A 19,388-nucleotide genomic window follows, 5' to 3' on the forward strand; every position below is an offset into this window, starting at 1 on the left:
TGTGATCAAGAGACAGGCTAAGTCGCGGGGCTGGTATTTGGTGATTTGCGTTAGCTCGTAAGGAGTCTTTGCATCTTATCGCGCTGTGCCTCTATGTAAGCGCGTTCTGGGCTTTGTTCTTTACAGTGCTCCAGAATGAACTCAATTGAGCTTAGTACTGTCCTCCAGCGCGGTGTCTTAGGCAAAGTCTCAATACGCATGTATTTATCTAGCGTACGTGTTTGCAATGTACTGCGGTCGAGGTAGACGCGCCATAAACCACTTTGTTCAGCAAAGGCAAACTTGGTTTCTCCAGTCACCGATTCCCAATATTCCAATGCATGAGTCATCGTATCGACTAATACTTCGCGCATCAGCTCTTGTTTGTCCTTCTTGTTACCCAATGCTTTATCAGCAAGGCGAGTAAACTCACCGCCAAGTTCTTTCAGCTTCTGCAGCTGGTCTTTATCACCATCAAATGCGTAACTTGAAAGTACTTCAACTGCCGTCTCTAGGTTATGGATACGAGCTGCATTCGCTCCGCCTCCTACATTGAAGATATACATGACATCTAAACCAGAGCCTTCAGGCAGCTTGAGGATGTCTGCTTCAATGTTTTGACGAATATCTTCGATGTAGATATCAATCTTGCCACAGTAGTGCGGCTGCTTAACCGTAAGGAACTTAGGTGCAATTAGCTCATCAGCGGAAGAACGTTTTAGCTGTTCTAGGCTACGTTTAAATAGCTTACATGCTGCTTCGTTAGCAAAGCGAATACGTTGATCTTCACGAAGGCAAATAATCGCCTCAGGTGCCGATTCTAGCTGTTCTAGCAGTCTACCTTGTGTCTCGAGCAGACTGGCTTCGACTTTAGCACGCTGGCGTAGCTCCGATTCCAGTAACTTGTTCTCGATGTGGCGCATTTCAGCCTGACTTGCCGTCAAGTGGGCCTGAATACGTGCCGCGAGCTCTTGCTTATTAAATGGTTTGGTTAGGTAATCGTTCGCTCCCGCTTCAAAGCCCCTAACGCGGTCTTCGGTTTGGCTTAGCGCTGTGAGCATAATGATTGGCAGCTCTGCATGATCGTAAGTTTCACGCAGTTCACTACAAACCTGATAGCCACTCATGCCTGGCATCATAATATCCAGTAGCAGCAACTCAGGCTTCTCTTGTTCAATTAAAGCGAGTGTCTCAGGGCCGTCTGAAATGGTACGAACTCGGTAGCCTTCAAGTCTTAAGAAGCTTTCAAGAACGCGCAGGTTGACGGGCTCATCATCAGCAACGTACAGCAATGGACCATCTGGGTTTTCAGGTAGAGACAAGTCGTCATTGTTGTCAAAGTTCGCTTCTGGAATTTGGAAATGCCCGCGAGCGGCAAGGCTTTCAGTCGCTTTGATTTCTTCTTCACTAGCGAGTGGCAAGGTGAAGCTGAATGTCGTTCCGACCATAGGTTGGCTGCTGACATACAATGAACCGCCCATCAACTCGATAAGTTGACGGCTGATTGATAGACCTAGACCTGCACCTTGACGGTAGCGACTAGCATCTTGACCTGCTTGGATAAGAGGTTCGAAGATATGCTCTAGGTGTTCAGCTGGAATACCCTGACCAGTATCGACCACTTGTACTCGGACTTGATCGTCTACAACGGTCGCTGAGATAACGATTTTGCCTTCTGAAGTGTACTTAATAGCGTTGCCAATCAAGTTATACAGCACTTGTTCCAAACGCTGAGGATCTGCTGAGACTGCTTTCAGATCCGCTGGCACTTGATTAATGATGCGGATGGTTTTGTTACCCAATAGGTGACCAGAAAGCTCCAGCACCAAGCGTGTTGCACTGGCTAGGCTCACTGCAGACTTTTGGATATCCATGCTGCCGTAGCGCATCTTGTGGTAATCCAATAGATCATCAACGAGGTTTGCTAGGCGCTGACCACTCTTGATGATGATGTCCAATTGGTACTTCTGGCTCGCAGGTATCGCGCCATTTGCACCAGACACCAGTGTCTCTGCAATGCCAACCATACCGTGCAATGGTGTGCGTAACTCGTGAGAGGTTGTCGCTAGGAATTCATCTTTCAGCTTATCTGCCAACTGCAATTCTTCGTTTTGCTTTTGGATCAGTTTGATGTTGCTCTCTAGCTCTTCGTTTTGTTGCTTGATGGTTTGGATCTTTTCACGAATTGAACGCTGCATACGCTCAAAGCTGATTGCGAGTCGACCGATTTCATCTTTACGCTCGGTATTAAAAGTGGTTTCGTCCAGATCGCCGGCAGATACTTTCTCTGCTGCCCAAGTCAGCTTAAGCAGCGGAGATGTGATGAAATTAGATAAGTAATGTGAAGCAATCACAACCAAGATGATCGCTATTAGCATCGCAATGACAAACAGTTTCTCGAGCTGATGGACACGTGTAAAGGCCTCTTTCTCAGGAAGCTGTACAACGAGAGCCCAAGTGAGACCGCGAGTCTCAATAGGTGCAAATGCCGCAATCATCTCTTCGCCTAAACGGTTGCTGTAAGTGCCCACTTCCGTTTCGCCAGCTAAAGCTTTGTCGACGATCTCTAAACTGTTTTGGATGTCCTCTTGCTTGGTGTTGATGGTACGAGGTTTGTGGTCACTGCCAACTAATAAAGTATCAATTGAAGAGTCACGATTGATTTCTGCAATCAGCTTTGTGATGCCATTGTTCGGCAGGCGGAACATTGCATAGCTGTGCAGATAGCCTTGCTGAACAATAGGCGCACCTAACCAAGCGACTTGCTTACCGTTTTCAATGTCAAAGTCGGATACCACGACAGGCGTGTAATCTTCATTGACTTTTCGGCGCGCGCTTACATCCTCGGAAAGGCGTTTAAATGTTTTTCCCAAAGCGGTGTCTTTGTAACGGCCGCTGAGAAGGTTGGTGCCGAAGTTATCATCTTTATTGATCGAATAAGTAACGTTACCGTCGATATCAACTAATAAAATATCGTTGAAATCAGAGCGCTTTAATAGCTCTAGGTAAGCCCAGTGATAACGTTTATGCAGAAGACGATAACGCTCACTGCCAACGTAGTTGGAAGATTCCGGTAAAATCGACGTTTTGATTTGATCGCCGCTGCCTTTGATATAGCGTTGCTGTGCATTCTCTCTTGCTTCGTCGATGTCGTGGCCTAATCGGCTAAAGGCATTGACCAAACCGTAGAAGCGTCCGCCACTGGCATAAGCCAATTCTGAGCGAACAAAGCCCATAACTTCGGTTTCTTGAGCTGCAAAGTAGTCGATGATCTGTTGTTGTTTGGTATCACGGACTGAGAGCAAGTGGGATGTGCTCTGTTCTTCCAAATCTTTACTGTGGGATTGGAGGAAGAAAATAGCAGTGATCGTCAGTGGCGTAATACTAAGAACCAAAAACGCGGTCATTAGCGTGCTTTGCAGGCGCTTAAATTTCTGCTTTTTGTAGAATTTAAACATGGATAAGATTACAACTCATTAAAGGGCAGCGACCAATTTACTGGGGCTTACCGAGGTTCTCGTTAAAACGGACAAGAAGTTAAATGCGATAGAATTAACAAAATTAACGAGTTTTTTTTCTTTGACAAGAAAGTTGATTGCAAAGCGTGGGGAGCGACGCAGTTTTTCGTTGAGTTGGGCGGTTTTTGGCAAAGAGTTGCACAGGATTTCACCTGCGCAACCAAGGGTTAGGATTTTTTCGCGTAGTAGATAGAGAATTTGTTGGTCTTATTTAACGTCTCGCAATTATTGAAGGCTTTTTCAATAATTGGCGGATACTGCAAGAAACTGTTCGCTACAATGATCATTTCACCGTTGGCCGTCATGTACTTTGGTGCTTGACCTAACAGAGTTTCTGCTGCGTTGTAGTTGGTGTCTAAGCCACTGTGGAATGGTGGGTTACTGACAATAAAACGGTAATCTTTAGCCGTGTCTGAGTAGATATCTGAGGCAAAAACACGACCTGATAACCCATTCGCCTCGAGTGTTGCTTGGCTAGAGGTAATGGCATAAGCGTTAATATCACACATCTCAATCGCGATCTCTGGGTTTGCTTTAGCCATAAATGCACCCAGCACACCAGCACCACAGCCAAAGTCGAGTACCTTGCCTGAAAGCTTAGGTAAGGTTTCAAGCAGAAGACGACTGCCTAGGTCAAACTCACCATGGCTAAATACACCAGGTAGACTCTTAACGGTAAGAGATTGTTCACCGAGTGTAATTTCGTAAGATTTAAACCAGTCGGCTTGATTGAACGGTTTTGGTTGGTTAAGGCAAGTGCCCCAGTAAAATGAACAGCGACGAGCAGAGTCGTATTTTTTAACCGGGCCGTATTCTTTGAACATCTTCTCAATGCTCTTGATGCCTGAGCGGTTCTCACCAACGACGACGATTTCTGTATTGATGCCTAACTTAGCCATCAACATTGCCAGTAAGTATTCTGCTTCCGCCTTGGCTTTTGGCCAGTATAAAAGCACCATGTCTGCTTGAGTCTCAATATCAAACTCTGAACCAAAGTGACTCTTCACTTTGTCCGATGTGCGAATTTGACGGTAGTAGCTGTAGTTAGAAGTAAATACTTCAACAGACTCACAATGAGCTACTAACTCAAGAGGGAACAGGTCTTCAACTTCTCCAGCAACTAAAACGTGTTTGCCGTTGAAGTATTCAAGTTGGCGCTGAGCTATTTGGCTAGGAGCGATATAAGCAGACATAAATTTGGTTCATCAGAAATAATTAGGGCCAGATTTTCGCATAATCTGGCCCAAGCTTGAAGTGAATAAGCGGTCGTTAGCTATTGTCTTGTTGATTGAGGAAGTCTTTAAACTCCTCTTCGTAGATATTGAATAGCACCATTGTCACGGCAAAGATCAGTGGGCCGTAAATAAGACCAATCAAACCAAATAGATGCAGACCACCTAACAGCGAGAAGAAGATCATGAGCGTATTCATGCCTGCACTACCTTGCATCAGCAATGGGCGCAGCAGGTTATCGATTGAGCCAACTACGAGAACACTCCACACTGTTAGGAATATAGCCCAAGTTGTGTCGCCAGTTAGGAACAAGTAAGCGGCAGCTGGAATCCAAATTAGCGCCGTGCCAACTACAGGGATAAATGACGCAAAGCCCATCATAGTGCCCCAGAACAAGCCAGGGAAACCTGCAAGCCACATACCGATACCACCAGCAAAGCCTTGAGCAATCGCGGTTAAGAATGACCCCATTACAGCTGATTTCGAGACCTGTTCAATCTCGGTCAGGATCTTATCTTCTTGGCTGCGAGAGAGCGGCAGAATATGGCGCATCGCTGAGATGATCTTGTCGTGGTCACGCAATAGGAAGAACAACACGAACAACATCAGGAAGAAGTCCATCAGGAAGTTGGTTGCATCCCCTAGGATTTTGGCACTGATAGCAACAAGGTTTGAGCCAAATGATGTGGCGAATTGGCCAATTTTCTCAGCGATGGCTTGTGGTTCGATTTTGTCGAAAGGTAAGTACTCATTAACCAGTGCTAACCCTTTGACAACCCAAGGGTGTTGGAAGATATCTTGGATACCACCATTGCTTACCCACTTGTAGGTGTTTTGCGAAAATACCGACCCTTGCTGCACGATAGCAGCAAATACAAACAATAATGGAATCACAATAATAAAGGTGAGAACCACACAAGAGAGCAGTGAAACCAAGTTTTTGTGGTTTGGCAGTTTTCGTTCAAACCACTCATGTATTGGGAACATGAGTAGAGAAATAATAAACGCCATTACGATCGAGTTGATGTAAGGCTCGACCAATAAATAGCAGGCAAAAGCAGCGGCGAGCAGCGCAACAACTAGCACTCGATGACTCGACGTGATTTTTACATTATTCGGCATGTGATTAATCCAACTTACGGATGATTTATGTTTTACGCCTTATACCACAGCGCAAAATCTTTATTACTTTGCACCTACGATTCTTTCAAGCTTATGACATAGCTGAATTGGGAAGGGGCAATTGACCTTGTTATAATGACCACAAATCAGACGGTTATCAATCAAGAGATAGAAAAATGGGTTGTTGTAGCGGCGATAAGAAGTGCAAAAGTGAAAAGAAAGCCAAACGTATACCGTGGTTTGGTATTGTTCTTGGCGTGTTAGCTATCCTCGTGATTGTGAATTGGCAAGCCTAATCCAGATAATAAAAAAGGACCTTGAAGGTCCTTTTTTGAGATTGCTGTTCTGGTAGAGAGCGCTTATTTTGCTTCTTCAGCCAGAATTGCGAAACAGCGATCAGCAGCTTCTAGTGTTGCATCGATTTCTTTTGAACCGTGAGCAAGAGAGGTAAAGCTTGCTTCGAATGCTGATGGTGCAAGGTATACACCGTGTTTTAGCATTAGGTGGAAGAAACGCTTGAAGCGCTCGACATCGCACTTCGTCACGTCTTCGTAGCACGTTACGGTTTCTTGGTCAGTGAAGAAGAAACCAAACATGCCGCCCACTTGGTTTACTACCATTGGGATACCGTGCTTTTCTGCCAGTACTTTGAAGCCTTCAGCAAGTTGTTTGGTTTTTGCTGCAAGACGTTTCTCGTTGCCTTCTTCTTTTAGTAGGTTCAAACATGCAAAGCCCGCAGCCATTGCTACTGGGTTACCTGAAAGTGTGCCAGCTTGGTAAACTGGACCTGTTGGCGCAACGTATTGCATGACTTCTTTACGACCACCGAAAGCACCTACTGGCATACCGCCACCGATTACTTTACCTAGCGTCGTTAGATCAGGCTTGATGTTGTAGTGTGCTTGTGCGCCGCCTAGTGCTACGCGGAAGCCTGTCATTACTTCATCAAAAATCAGTAGTGCACCTTCTTGGTCACAGATTTCACGTAGACCTTCGTGGAAACCTTCTACTGGTGGGATACAGTTCATGTTGCCCGCTACTGGTTCAACGATGATACATGCGATCTCGCCTTTGTTTGCTGCGAACAACTCACGTACTGAATCTAGATCGTTGAATGTTGCGGTTAGTGTGTGCTTAGCAAAGTCAGCAGGAACGCCAGGAGAGCTTGGTTGGCCAAGAGTTAGTGCACCAGAGCCAGCTTTTACTAGCAAGCTGTCTGCGTGACCGTGGTAACAGCCTTCAAACTTCATGATTTTGTCACGGCCAGTAAAGCCACGAGCAAGACGGATAGCACTCATGGTCGCTTCTGTACCAGAGCTCACCATGCGGATTTGTTCCATTGATGGCACTAGCTCAGACACTAGCTCAGCCATGGCAATTTCCATTTCAGTTGGCGCACCAAAACTCAGGCCACGTTGTGCAGCATCGATAACAGCTTCACGGATAACCGCGTGGTTATGACCTAGAATCATTGGACCCCAAGAGCCAACGTAATCAATGTACGCTTTACCATCGGCATCAAAAATCAGTGCACCGTCTGCTCGTTCGATAAATAGCGGAGAACCGCCAACGCCGTTGAATGCACGAACTGGTGAGTTCACACCGCCAGGAATGGTTTGCTGAGCCTTTTGATATAGCTCTGATGATTTGGTCATGGGGTTATCCTCTTTTGATTGCTCGGACCAAGTGGAGCGCATTGTACCTAGCTAATCTCAAGTTAGAAACGTTTTGGGTAATTTATGTGGGCACGGGCGATGTAAACTTACATATCAGCATCTGTTCTAAAGAATCAGCGGTGAATACTTGAACGAGTTTGTCAGGTATTGGATAATCGCTCTAATTAGCAAAAATTTGACGTCTCGCTTCAGGCTTGACGCATTACACGAGTGAGAGAGGTCTTCGTGAGCGAAGTAAACGTACCATTGTCTTTTTCTGATGCAGCAGCATCACGCGTTAAGGCGCTGATTGCAGAAGAAGAAAATCCAGCATTGAAATTGCGCGTATACATTACTGGTGGTGGCTGTAGTGGTTTCCAATACGGCTTTACATTTGATGAGAGCGTAAATGAAGGCGACACAACCATCGTAAACAGTGGCGTAACACTGGTTGTAGACCCAATGAGCCTGCAATACCTAATCGGTGGCGTGGTTGATTACACGGAAGGTTTAGAAGGAGCACGCTTCTTCGTTAATAACCCAAATGCGACGACAACTTGTGGTTGTGGTGCATCATTCAGTGTTTAATTAACACGACAACAGGCAGCCAATTGGCTGCCTGAGTTTTACGTAGCAGGGAGTCACGTAAACGCACTCCAGTTCCACAGAGGGCTGTGAGCTAAAAATAAAAAGGACTTTGTATGTCTGAAGTTTCTCTCGGACGACGCCTTGTCGAACGTCCATGGCTAGTTTCTTTAACACTGATTCTCGTACTTGCTGCATGGCTTGCAATAGGCCAACTTAAGGCGCAAGACGAAGCGAGCTTATCATCCTCCCCTCAATCTGATGACACGCCTGTTGCTAAGGTGATGTTCAACTCTTTTACCGCCCAGCCAACCAGTAAAACCATAGAGTTATATGGACGAACTGCGTCAAATAGACAAGCTCGTTTAGGGGCAGAAGTTGCGGGTAAGATCATTCGCTTGGACGTTCAGAAAGGGCAACGTGTTAAACAAGGGCAGGTGATTGCCAACATCGACGAGCGCGATCTCGATATTCAACTTAAGCGCGCTAAAGCGATGTTGCGTGTCAAAGAGAAAGAATTTAAAGCGGCAGAATCTTTGAAAAACCGAGGTTTGCAAGGTGAAGTTGCCTTTGCCACTGCACAAGCTGCATTGGTTGATGCTCGCGCAAACCTGAGTAATGTTGAAACCGCACTTAAAAACACCAAAGTCAGAGCGCCTTTTGACGGCATTCTTGACCATCGATTCGTTGAAGTGGGGGATTTTGTTGGTGTTGGCGATCCTATTGCGACCGTTATTGACTTAGAGAAGTTAGTCATTGAAGCGGATGTGAGTGAGCGTCATATCCAATATTTAAAACAAGGCCAGCAAGCTGATGTCAGAACCATTGATAACACCCACCATCAAGGTGTTATCCGTTATATCGGGCGCGTATCTTCTACTTCGACCAACACTTTCCCGATTGAGATTGAAATCAGTAACGATGAAAGTGCAATGCCTGCGGGTGTTAGCGCTGAGGTGGTATTGTCGCTAAGTGAAGTGATGGCAGTGAAAGTAACCGCTGCAATGCTCGCGCTCGATGAAGAAGGCAACCTTGGCATCAAAACACTGCGTGATCAGCATGTCCACTTTGTTCCTATTCAACTTGTGAAAGCCGAAAAAGATGGCGTTTGGCTCTCAGGACTGGGCGACCAAGTGGACATCATCGTACTCGGGCAGGGCTTTGCTCGTGATGGTGATTTAGTGATGGCGACCAAAGTGGATGACGCCATTGAAGCTGCGAACCAGCAATAAGGAGGCAATATGTTTGCTTTGATTGATGCTGCGTTATCGCGTGCACGTACGATGCTCACCTTGTTGGTGATGATTTTGATTGCTGGTGTGATCACCTACATTACGATTCCTAAAGAATCGAGTCCAGACATCACCATCCCTATTATCTATGTTTCGGTAGGTCACCAAGGCATTTCGCCAACTGATGCGGAGCGCTTATTAGTTCGCCCAATAGAGCAAGAGCTGCGTTCGATTGAAGGCGTAAAAGAAATGACCGCGGTTGCTTCAGAAGGCCATGCCTCGGTTACGCTTGAATTTAGTGTCGGTGTTGATCTGGCGGAAGCGATGGCGGATGTGCGTGACGCCGTCGATCTAGCCAAACCTAAATTGCCTGAAGACAGTGATGAGCCAACAGTTAATGAGGTGACGTTCGCATCAGAAGAGCCTGTCCTTACTTTGGTTCTGTATGGCACCGTCCCTGAGCGCACAACAGTACAAATTGCTCGTGCACTGCGTGACAAGCTAGAAAGCTACCGTCAGGTGCTTGAAGTTGATATTGCCGGTGATCGTGAAGACATTGTTGAGATCATCGTCGATCCGCTGTTGATGGAAAGCTATGGTCTGGATCAAGCAGACATCTACAACTTGATTGCTCTCAATAACCGAGTTGTGGCAGCGGGTTTCGTGGATACTGGCTATGGCCGTTTTTCAGTCAAAGTTCCTTCCGTATTTGATTCTCTCAAAGATGTATTAGAGTTACCGATTAAGGTGAACGGCAAAGAAGTGATTACTTTTGGCGATGTGGCGACCGTGCGCCGGGCCTTCCGTGATCCTGAAAGTTTTGCTCGTTTGGATGGTGACCCTGCTGTCGTATTGAATGTGAAAAAGCGTGCTGGCGAGAACATTATTGAAACGGTGGAACTCGTTAAACAGGTTCTGACTGAAGCGCAAAAGCGAGCGGATTGGCCAAACAACTTGCAGGTCAAATATACGTGGGATCAGTCTGATGACGTCAAACTGATGCTCAACGATCTGCAAAACAACATTCTCTCTGCCATCATTCTTGTCGTCATTGTTATCATCGCGATACTTGGTGTGCGAACCGCTCTCTTGGTGGGGATCTCTATTCCTGGCTCATTCCTTACCGGCTTATTAGTGCTTTCGGTGTTTGGCTTAACAGTCAACATTGTGGTGCTATTCGCGCTGATCATGGCCGTAGGTATGCTGGTGGATGGCGCTATCGTGGTGACCGAATTTGCTGATAGGCGGATGCAAGAGGGTACGCCACGTAAAGAAGCATATCGGGACGCGGCAAAACGAATGGCGTGGCCTATCACCGCTTCGACGGCAACGACCCTTGCTGCGTTTGCTCCGCTATTGTTCTGGCCGGATATTACCGGCGAGTTCATGAAGTATCTGCCGCTAACATTGATCGCAACGCTTACCGCTTCGTTGATGATGGCGCTGCTTTTTGTTCCGGTTATTGGTGGGATTATTGGTAAGCCACAAGTGGTTAATCCTAAAAGCCAGCAAGAGATGATTGATCTTCATAATGGCGAGTTTGATAAGGCTACTGGTATTACCAAGCTCTACTATCAAACGCTCTCGGTCGCTATCAAGCATCCACTTAAAGTTCTGTTCAGTGCCATACTACTCGCTGGTGGTGTCGGCTTTACTTATAACAAAGCAGGACTAGGGGCAGAGTTCTTCCCAGAGGTGGACCCCGCTTTCTTTACCGTCAAGGTGCGTTCTTACGGCGATTTATCCATCAACGAAAAAGATGTCGTGATGAAAGAGATTGAAAAAGTCATGTTAGGGCATGATGAATTTGAGAGTGTCTATACGCGCACCGGAACGGATTCAAATGATGGTGATGAGATTGGTCAGATTCAAATAACGCCCGTCGATTGGCAATATCGTCGCAAAGTGAAAGACATCATTGAAGAACTCAAACAAACCACTAACCAATTCTCGGGTGTTGAGCTGGAGTACAAGTTTCCCGATGCAGGGCCACCGGTTGAACACGATCTTGTGATTGAAATGTCGGCGCAAAACTCAAGCATTGACCAGTTAGACAGTGCAGCCAAAATGGTTCGTTACTGGGCTGATCGTAATCCTGCTTTAACTAACCTAAGTGATACAACCAATAAAGAAGGGATTGATTGGCAGATTGATATCCGCAGAGACGATGCCTCTCGCTTTGCTGCTGATGCAACTCTGGTTGGTAATACTGTCCAGTTCGTGACTAACGGTTTGAAGATAGGTGATTATCTACCCGATGATGCTGATGAAGAAGTCGATATCTTAGTGCGCTACCCACAAGATAAGCGGGATATCGGACGTTTTGACCAGTTACGTGTAAAAACGGCGGCAGGTTTAGTGCCGATCACAAACTTTGCGCAGATTAAACCAGATCATAAGCAAGATACGATTCGCCGTGTTGATGGTCGTCGTGTAGTGAACATAAAAGCCGATATGGTTGAGGGTTATAACCTTGCCCTTGAATTGCCCAAGATAACTGCAGAAGTTGAGCAGTTGGGCTTGCCTGTTGGTATTGAGTTTAAAATTCGCGGGCAAAACGAGGAGCAAGAAAACTCTTCTGCGTTTTTACAAAGTGCTTTCATGGTTGCACTTGGCGTGATGGCTTTGATCCTGATTACTCAATTCAACAGCTTCTACCAAGCATTTTTGATTTTAAGCGCAGTGCTGTTTTCTACCGTTGGCGTGTTTGCTGGCTTGCTTATTTTCCAGAAGCCTTTCGGTATTATTATGTCGGGTATTGGGGTGATCGCATTAGCTGGTATTGTGGTGAACAACAATATCGTATTAATTGATACCTATAACCAAATGCGCAAGCGTGGGTTAGAAAAATCAGACGCAATTCTACGTACGGGCGTACAGCGCCTGCGTCCAGTGTTACTGACCACTGTCACGACTATCCTTGGCTTACTGCCAATGGTGCTAGAGATGAACATCGACTTAGTTAACCAGAAGATTGAATTTGGTGCGCCAAGCACGCAGTGGTGGTCTCAATTGGCTACGGCCGTCGCGGGTGGTTTAGCTTTTGCGACGGTGCTGACCTTGGTGCTGACACCGTGCCTGTTGATGCTTGGCCGTGAACACAATATTGATGAACCAGACCCCGAAACAAAAGAGGCAGCTTAGGCTGCCTCTTTGTCATTGTTCAATTTAAATCGTTTTAGCTACTTCATCGCGAGTAATTTACTGTAGCGATCCAGCTTAGCCATACTGATCTTTGCGTTTGCCAAGAAGGTTTGTTTTGCTTTACCGGTCAGAGATTTCGACTGCGGTAAGTTTACCGTTCTTGGGTTTTTATGAACGCCGTTAACCAAGAATTCGTAGTGCAAGTGTGGACCAGTTACACGGCCAGTACCACCCAGCGTACCGATGGTTTGACCTTGCTTAACGCGTTGCCCCGTTTTTACTGTTCGCTTAGTTAAGTGTAAGTATTTAGTAATGTAGGTATTGCTGTGTTTAATAAACACGTAGTTACCATTGAATTTGTTGTACGCTGATTTTTGCACAACACCATTACCCGCAGCCCAAATTGGTGTGCCTACAGGCGCGGCATAATCGGTACCTCTGTGAGGGCGAACTCTCCCGGTAACTGGGTGTAAGCGACGAGGATTAAAGTTAGAGGTAACACGACGGAAATCCAAAGGTGCTCGTAAGAAGGCTTTCTTCATCGCTCGGCCATTTTCATCGTAGTACTTACCGCTCTTCTCATCTAAGATTGCGGTAAAGGTGTCACCTTGGTTGTTAAAGATTGCAGCAATGATTTTTCCGCGTCCAATCACTTCGCCTTCAACCACTTCCTCTTGGTAAAGCACGCGGAAGGTATCGTTTTTACGAATGTCCAAAGCAAAGTCGATATCCCAACCAAAAATTCCCGCCAGTTCCATAATTTGGTTTGCATTCAAACCGGATGAAATCCCCGCATTCCAGAAGTTGGATTTGATTGTTGCTTCAGAGTAGTTGTATTGGTAATCGACTTCTTTTTTGTCCACCTCAGAAACGTATTTGCCACCTTGCAGTTTAATGCGGAACGTTTCGAATGCATTGAGTGTGCGTTTTAGTTGAATAAAGTCGTTATTTTCATCAAAGCCAAATTGCAGCCTGTTACCAGGACGCAGTCGAGTGAGTTGCTCTTTGATTTCTTTATCTGAAGTAATCAGTTCATGCAGAAGGCGAGGAGATAAACCGACGCGGTTAAAAAGTACAGCGGCACTTTCACCATTTTTGACTTTGTATGTTTCCCAGCGCAAAACAGAAGGAAGAGTAGAAGAAGTGCTGCGCTCGGGGGATTCCACAGAAATCGGTACCGAATAATGCTCACCGACTTTGAGTCGGCTTTGCTGCGGATCGAGGTCTTGCGGATCGGGTAAGAAAAACAGCGCGACGATGATCAGCGCACTAAAAAAACCGATCAGTACTTTGTGCAAGAGCGGTAGTCGGACAAAAATCGAATGCATGAGGTACTTGATTACTAAATTAAACGTAAAAATTGACAACTACCTAGTCTAACGTGTTTCAAAATGCATCGCTATTCAAGTAAGATGTTCAGCTATTATATTTTTGCCAAATCTGTGGGAGTGAACAAGAATGGCGAGCATTGAAGCTGCATTAGCCGAGATTAAGCGCGGTGTTGAAGAGCTGATTCCAGAAGAAGAGCTGATCGCAAAACTAAAAGAAGGTCGTCCTCTACGTATTAAATTGGGCGCCGACCCAACAGCACCTGACATTCACCTAGGCCATACGGTTATTTTCAATAAGCTTCGCTTGTTCCAAGAACTAGGTCATGAAGTGACGTTCCTAATCGGTGACTTCACTGCAATGGTTGGTGACCCAACAGGTAAGAACTCAACTCGTCCACCGCTAAGCCGTGAAGATGTTCTGCGTAACGCAGAAACGTACAAAGAGCAGGTGTTCAAAATCCTAGATCCAGCTAAGACAAAAATTCAGTTCAACTCTGAGTGGCTATCTGAGCTTGGCGCAGAAGGTATGATTCGCCTTGCAGCGAACCAAACCGTTGCTCGTATGCTAGAACGTGATGACTTTAAAAAGCGTTACGCTGGTGGCCAGCCAATCGCTATTCATGAGTTCATGTACCCACTACTTCAAGGTTGGGACTCAGTAGCAATGGAAACGGACGTTGAGCTTGGTGGTACTGACCAGAAGTTCAACCTACTAATGGGTCGTGAACTGCAAAAATCTCACGGTCAAAAACCTCAAGTTGTACTGATGATGCCGCTTCTAGTAGGTCTAGATGGTGAGAAGAAGATGTCTAAGTCTTCTGGTAACTACATTGGTATCAGCGAAGCACCAAGCGAAATGTTTGGTAAGATCATGTCTATTTCTGACGTTCTAATGTGGAGCTACTACGAGCTACTGTCTTTCCGTCCATTGGAAGAAATTGCACAGTTTAAAGCTGACGTAGAAGCGGGTAAGAACCCTCGCGATATTAAAGTTCTGCTAGCGAAAGAAATCATTGCTCGTTTCCACAGTGAAGCGGATGCAGATGCAGCAGAGCAAGAGTTCGTGAACCGTTTTGCTAAGAACCAAATCCCTGACGAAATGCCAGAGTTTGATTTTGAGGCTGGCACGCCAGTAGCAAACCTACTGAAAGAAGCGGGTCTATGTGCTTCAACTTCTGAAGCAATGCGCATGGTTAAGCAAGGTGCTGCTAAGATTGAAGGCGAGAAAGTTGCTGATGCGAAGTTTGCTCCTGAAGTAGGCACTTACGTATTCCAAGTAGGTAAACGTAAATTCGCACGTATTACTATCAAGTAATCCATAACTGCTCAAAATGAAAGCGCCCACTGGGCGCTTTTTTTGTATGAAAATTTGGTGAATCCACAAGAGATTGACTGTAAAAGTGACGCATTTTTGCTACTATACGCGCGCTGCTAGGTGAGCAGCTTTATCGGAGATTTACATGAACAATACCGACCATCCTCCCAGTTGTTGGGTGAGTAAGATTAAGGGAGCGAAATAACCCGCTTCGGTATTGGCGATCTCCGCCTTACCTGAGTGGTGAGGCATCTTTTCTAATTTTTCCTTCTTGTTATTTCCTTTCATAAATTCTGAATAGACAGTGCTTTGGCATTGATGTTTTCGCACATCCAGTGTTTCTAATACATGTATGGACTGTGCTGAAGGCTTTTTGCGTGCGTTGTCGATGGTCGTTACCAATGCCAATCGGGAGATTCGCCATGACGGTAATGAACAACACTTTTATTGAAACAACACCAAACTTTTCTGAAGTAGAAATTGGTGCCGCTCGTAATGCGTTTTTGCGATACGAGCAAGAGCAGCAACTGCATTTACTCACCATTATGCCTATCGATGAGGCGGTTGGTATTTTGCAGCACTGTTCAGTTGGCTATGTAAATAGCTTGATTGCTCAACTTGAACAAGCTGGGCATGACAAACGTGCTCGTCATTATGCTCACCAGTTAGGTCTGCATATGTCTGAGGTTGATACACCAGACGGTTATCTTTCTACGAGCGTGCTAGGGCATGTGAAGCAGCGTATTGGCTGGATCATTGCACTTGCATTGCTTGGGATTGTGTCTGGCTTAATCATCGCTCAATATGAAGACACCTTGAGCCAACTTGTTTTGCTGGCGGTTTACATGCCGGTTATCGCGGCGGCTGGTGGCAACACGGGAACTCAAGCTGCAACTTTGGTGATTCGTGCTCTTGCAACAGGAGAGCTTAAGAAGCGCCAATGGTTGGAGGTTTTGTGGAAAGAAAGCCGCGTAGCTCTGTTTATCGCGTTAGCGATTGCTATCGTGATGGTCGGCCGCATCATGTTATTCAGTGGGGGGCAATCGACAGGAGGCTTTGCGATTGAGGATATCGCGTTGGCGATTGCCGTCGCGTTGTTTATTCAGGTGACCATTTCAACCACGCTAGGCGGATTACTTCCTATTATTGCTCGAGCTTGTAAACTGGACCCAGCCGTTTTGGTGAGCCCAGTCTTAGCATCGATTGTCGATATTTCAGGGATGTGGATCTACTTTACCGTGGTGAACTACTTCTTAGGCATTGCCTGACTGAAACTCACAATGTCTTGGTAGAACAACTTCTCAAACTGCGTAATAGGGGGGATGACAGGCTTGTTATCGTCCCTCTTTTCTGGAAAGTAGTCCGATACAAACTGAACAAATAAAGTATTTGGTTTTCCGTTCTTATCTAATCCATAGCCTGCCATGTTATAGGTTCCGTACAGCGAACCGCTCTTCGCTATCAACTGACCTTTGATCGGCGCTTTGCGCATACTTTTACGGTATTGCAAAGTGCCCGACTCACCAGACTTAGGCATGATTGCGATCAGGTTAAGCTCCTTCTCATGCTGCCAAATGTAACGCAAAATAGCCGCCATAGAAGTGGCTGAAATTCGGTTGTTGCGTGATAAGCCAGAGCCGTCCTCTAATCTTGCATTACGAATATCGACACCTGTATTGGCAAAGATGATCTGTTTGATAGCTTCTGTGCCATTAGTAAAGCTTCCCGGTTGAACAAAAAACTTCGCGCCAAGTGTTTTAGTCAGCGTGTCAGCAATCAAGTTGTCAGAGCGTTTGAGCATTTGGTCTAAAAGTTGTGGCAACGGTTTAGACTTATGTACTGCAAGCAACCTACGCTGCTTTTCTGGTGCTTTACCAATTCGAATATTGCCTTTTAATGAGATACCAACTTGCTTGAGTAACCTTTGTACTTTTTGGCTGGTGTAGCGTTCAGGATCTTGCACGGCGAATTTAAGAGGAAGGGGCTTGTCGCCACGATCGACCAGACAGCCGGTTAGTTCATATTTGTTATCTGGGTTAGCAATAAGGTCTAAATCACAGTGACGGCTCTTCTGAACGCTTCTAGAGACGGTTTGAACACTGGTTTTTACGTTTATTGGTTGATGTTCTGGGACGTAGACGCGAGTAGAACCATTTTTCTGTGTGTAGATAGAAGCTTGGACACAGTTATCATTCAACGTAATAGCAGAAGCTGGAGCACTGTAGCAAACCCCCAGAATATCCCATGGCCAACCTACAGCACGGTTATAACCAGTAAAAGCGCTGTTATCTAGCCAAAGGTCGCCTTTGATTTGATTCAAACCATTTTTCTTGGCTCGTGTCAGCATGGTTTTTAGATCTTGAGTCAGTAACGTTGGATCTCCAGAAAAAGTAATTACCGCGTCTGAGTTTGAGCTCTCTAAGGTGGTGCGAAACGCAAAGCCGTTTCCCAGTTCAAGTTTTGCCGCTAATGCAGTGACGACTTTTAGCGTGCTGGCTGGTGGGAAATACTGATCGGTTGGATGAATACCTGTTAGCTCACTTTGGTCATTGAGTTTTTCAGCAATCAAGCTGACACGAGAGCCTTCTGGCAAAACCTCTTGATGAGGATAGGCCATTGATGTGAGTGGAACGAGACTAGAAAAAAGTAATAAAGACCAACGTAAGCGCATAATGACAGTTCGTGAGGTTAGTTATGCAATTGAGTATATACCGAAAAATTGCAGAATTCTGGATATAAAAAATGCCCGCGTTGTGCGGGCATTTTATCTTCAAGTCGTAAGACTGAATTAGAAGTCGTAACGTAGACCTAGAGCTAGCTCGTCTTCTGCTTGAGCTTTAGTTGCTTTATCGTTGCCAGCACCTACAGAACCGAAAGTATCACCTTCAGAAATTAGGTTGAAGTTGTACGATACGTAGCCACGGAAGTTAGGCTTGAAGTAGTAAGACGCGTCAACAGCGAAGTTGTTTGCAGACGTTTCGCCGTCAGTTTCTGCGTTGTTGTATGTAGTTGTGAATACAGTTTGACCTAGAGTGTAAGCACCTGCTAGTTCGTAACCAGTGTAGTCACCGTTTTTAGCTGCTTTTTCACCATCAGTGAATACACCAGCGAAGTATAGATCGCCCATAGTGTAAGAAGCAGCAAGCATGTATTCGTTAGCGTCAGCTTGATCTGCGTAACCAGCACCTAGGTCAAGACCAGTGTCGCCTAGCGTGTAGATTGCAGATAGAGAGTAACCATCTTCGCCGTTGTCTGTGTAGTGGTCTACAACACCGTCAGAATTTTTAACTTCTTCACGGTCAGCAAAACGGTAGCTAGCTTTAACAGCTAGGTTTTCGAATTGGCCTTTGTAAGAGAACATGTTGTCAGAACGGTCAGCTGCAGCTAGTTTGTCAGCAGCAGAGTTACCGTGGTAAGCCATGATATCTGTGAAGTCAGTAATAACGCCTAGTGCACCGTCGTTTTTACCGTAAGTCATTTCACCGAAAGCACCGCCAAGACCAGCGTATGCGTAACGAGTATCTAGATTGCTGTTGCCGTCTACGCCGCCGTTTTCAGCTGTAGTGAACTCACCTTCCCAGAAACCAACACCGTATAGGTTGTCGTTGATTGCTTGAGTACCAAGGAAGTTTAGACGGATACGAGAGTTGTCCGCTACATCGCCATCTTTCATAGATAGACGTGCTTCAGCACGGCCGCCAATTTCTAGAGAAGTACCGTCTTGGTTGTAAAGCTCAGCTGCGTTAACGCCAGTTGCCATAGCTGCTGCAGATACAGAAAGAGCAATTAGAGTCTTTTTCATTTTATTTGTCCTAGTTAGCTGTCCATAATCATTGTTTTATGGGGGAGAGGTTATCTCTCACAAGTTATCGTTATGCGTATGGTTTTATTCGTGAGAATCGCCCACATTCGAAAAACCGATGACGTAACAACTTGCCGGACATGTTTTACTGCTAAAGTTTCCTTATGAGTTAGTAAAATGATATAAATCCAACTAATGAACAGTGTTCAATTGTTTGCTTTTGTTTTGTAAGTTGTTGTTAAACAATGGCTTGTGTCGCGATGATATTGGTCTGACATTGATTTGTTTTTATCTTTTTTGATGTTTTTAGTGTAATGAACAGTGTTGTTTTTCAATAAACTGCGATGATGGTTAAATCTAAAAGCCATTGATGACAAGGTATTAAGCACGCAACTGGATGGCAAAATCGAATTAGGGTGATTTCATATCCCAGTTTGTTTAAACTAATCAAAACAGAATCTTTGAACGTACT

At 45.5% G+C, this 19,388-nt stretch carries 13 protein-coding genes; 5 read left to right on the forward strand and 8 right to left on the reverse strand.

Going from position 1 to position 19,388, the window contains the following annotated elements:
* Nucleotides 1–50: 50 nt before the first annotated feature.
* From KIV40_RS07435 to hemL, 4 genes are all read right to left on the reverse strand, one after another.
* Nucleotides 51–3,437, reverse strand: coding sequence for a response regulator (locus KIV40_RS07435; RefSeq protein WP_285348536.1), 3,387 nt, complete (start codon nucleotides 3,435–3,437; stop codon nucleotides 51–53).
* A 227-nt stretch (nucleotides 3,438–3,664) separates the two neighbouring features.
* Nucleotides 3,665–4,690 (reverse strand): 16S rRNA (guanine(1207)-N(2))-methyltransferase RsmC, encoded by a 1,026-nt coding sequence (rsmC, locus tag KIV40_RS07440; protein ID WP_045369770.1) that lies wholly within the window; start codon nucleotides 4,688–4,690, stop codon nucleotides 3,665–3,667.
* 76 nt (nucleotides 4,691–4,766) lie between these two features.
* Nucleotides 4,767–5,852, reverse strand: a complete 1,086-nt coding sequence (locus KIV40_RS07445; RefSeq protein ID WP_005425277.1) for an AI-2E family transporter — start codon at nucleotides 5,850–5,852, stop codon at nucleotides 4,767–4,769.
* 359 nt (nucleotides 5,853–6,211) lie between these two features.
* The gene (gene hemL / locus KIV40_RS07450; protein WP_005425271.1) at nucleotides 6,212–7,507 is read right to left on the reverse strand and encodes a glutamate-1-semialdehyde 2,1-aminomutase; all 1,296 of its coding nucleotides are present in this window, start codon (nucleotides 7,505–7,507) and stop codon (nucleotides 6,212–6,214) included.
* Between the two features lie 246 nt (nucleotides 7,508–7,753).
* Here hemL and erpA point away from each other — a divergent pair, with 246 nt between their 5' ends.
* The 3 genes from erpA to KIV40_RS07465 all read left to right on the forward strand — a co-directional run bounded on the left by erpA (nucleotide 7,754) and on the right by KIV40_RS07465 (nucleotide 12,468).
* The gene (erpA, locus tag KIV40_RS07455; RefSeq protein ID WP_005425270.1) at nucleotides 7,754–8,095 is read left to right on the forward strand and encodes an iron-sulfur cluster insertion protein ErpA; all 342 of its coding nucleotides are present in this window, start codon (nucleotides 7,754–7,756) and stop codon (nucleotides 8,093–8,095) included.
* A gap of 113 nt (nucleotides 8,096–8,208) precedes the next feature.
* Nucleotides 8,209–9,324: an efflux RND transporter periplasmic adaptor subunit gene (locus KIV40_RS07460; protein ID WP_285348538.1), complete on the forward strand. Its 1,116-nt coding sequence runs from the start codon at nucleotides 8,209–8,211 to the stop codon at nucleotides 9,322–9,324.
* A 9-nt stretch (nucleotides 9,325–9,333) separates the two neighbouring features.
* Nucleotides 9,334–12,468 (forward strand): efflux RND transporter permease subunit, encoded by a 3,135-nt coding sequence (locus tag KIV40_RS07465; protein ID WP_285348539.1) that lies wholly within the window; start codon nucleotides 9,334–9,336, stop codon nucleotides 12,466–12,468.
* 38 nt (nucleotides 12,469–12,506) lie between these two features.
* On the opposite strand, the gene KIV40_RS07470 is transcribed toward KIV40_RS07465, so the two are convergent.
* Nucleotides 12,507–13,796, reverse strand: a complete 1,290-nt coding sequence (locus KIV40_RS07470) for a peptidoglycan DD-metalloendopeptidase family protein (protein ID WP_285348541.1) — start codon at nucleotides 13,794–13,796, stop codon at nucleotides 12,507–12,509.
* 130 nt (nucleotides 13,797–13,926) lie between these two features.
* On the opposite strand from KIV40_RS07470, the gene tyrS reads away from it, so the two are divergent.
* Entirely contained in the window at nucleotides 13,927–15,114 is a 1,188-nt protein-coding gene (tyrS, locus tag KIV40_RS07475) for a tyrosine--tRNA ligase (protein ID WP_012128832.1), read from the forward strand.
* Between the two features lie 141 nt (nucleotides 15,115–15,255).
* On the opposite strand, the gene KIV40_RS07480 is transcribed toward tyrS, so the two are convergent.
* Nucleotides 15,256–15,522, reverse strand: a complete 267-nt coding sequence (locus tag KIV40_RS07480; RefSeq protein WP_041853283.1) for a hypothetical protein — start codon at nucleotides 15,520–15,522, stop codon at nucleotides 15,256–15,258.
* 14 nt (nucleotides 15,523–15,536) lie between these two features.
* On the opposite strand from KIV40_RS07480, the gene KIV40_RS07485 reads away from it, so the two are divergent.
* Nucleotides 15,537–16,382 carry a magnesium transporter gene (locus tag KIV40_RS07485; protein ID WP_005425264.1) on the forward strand — a complete coding sequence of 282 codons (846 nt, stop codon included), beginning with the start codon at nucleotides 15,537–15,539 and terminating at the stop codon, nucleotides 16,380–16,382.
* On the opposite strand, the gene dacB is transcribed toward KIV40_RS07485, so the two are convergent.
* Nucleotides 16,361–17,785: a serine-type D-Ala-D-Ala carboxypeptidase gene (gene dacB / locus KIV40_RS07490; protein ID WP_285348543.1), complete on the reverse strand. Its 1,425-nt coding sequence runs from the start codon at nucleotides 17,783–17,785 to the stop codon at nucleotides 16,361–16,363. The genes KIV40_RS07485 and dacB overlap by 22 nt on opposite strands.
* Before the next feature lie 117 nt (nucleotides 17,786–17,902).
* Nucleotides 17,903–18,916: a porin gene (locus KIV40_RS07495; RefSeq protein ID WP_285348544.1), complete on the reverse strand. Its 1,014-nt coding sequence runs from the start codon at nucleotides 18,914–18,916 to the stop codon at nucleotides 17,903–17,905.
* Nucleotides 18,917–19,388: the final 472 nt, after the last annotated feature.

This window comes from Vibrio sp. D173a, assembly GCF_030248475.1.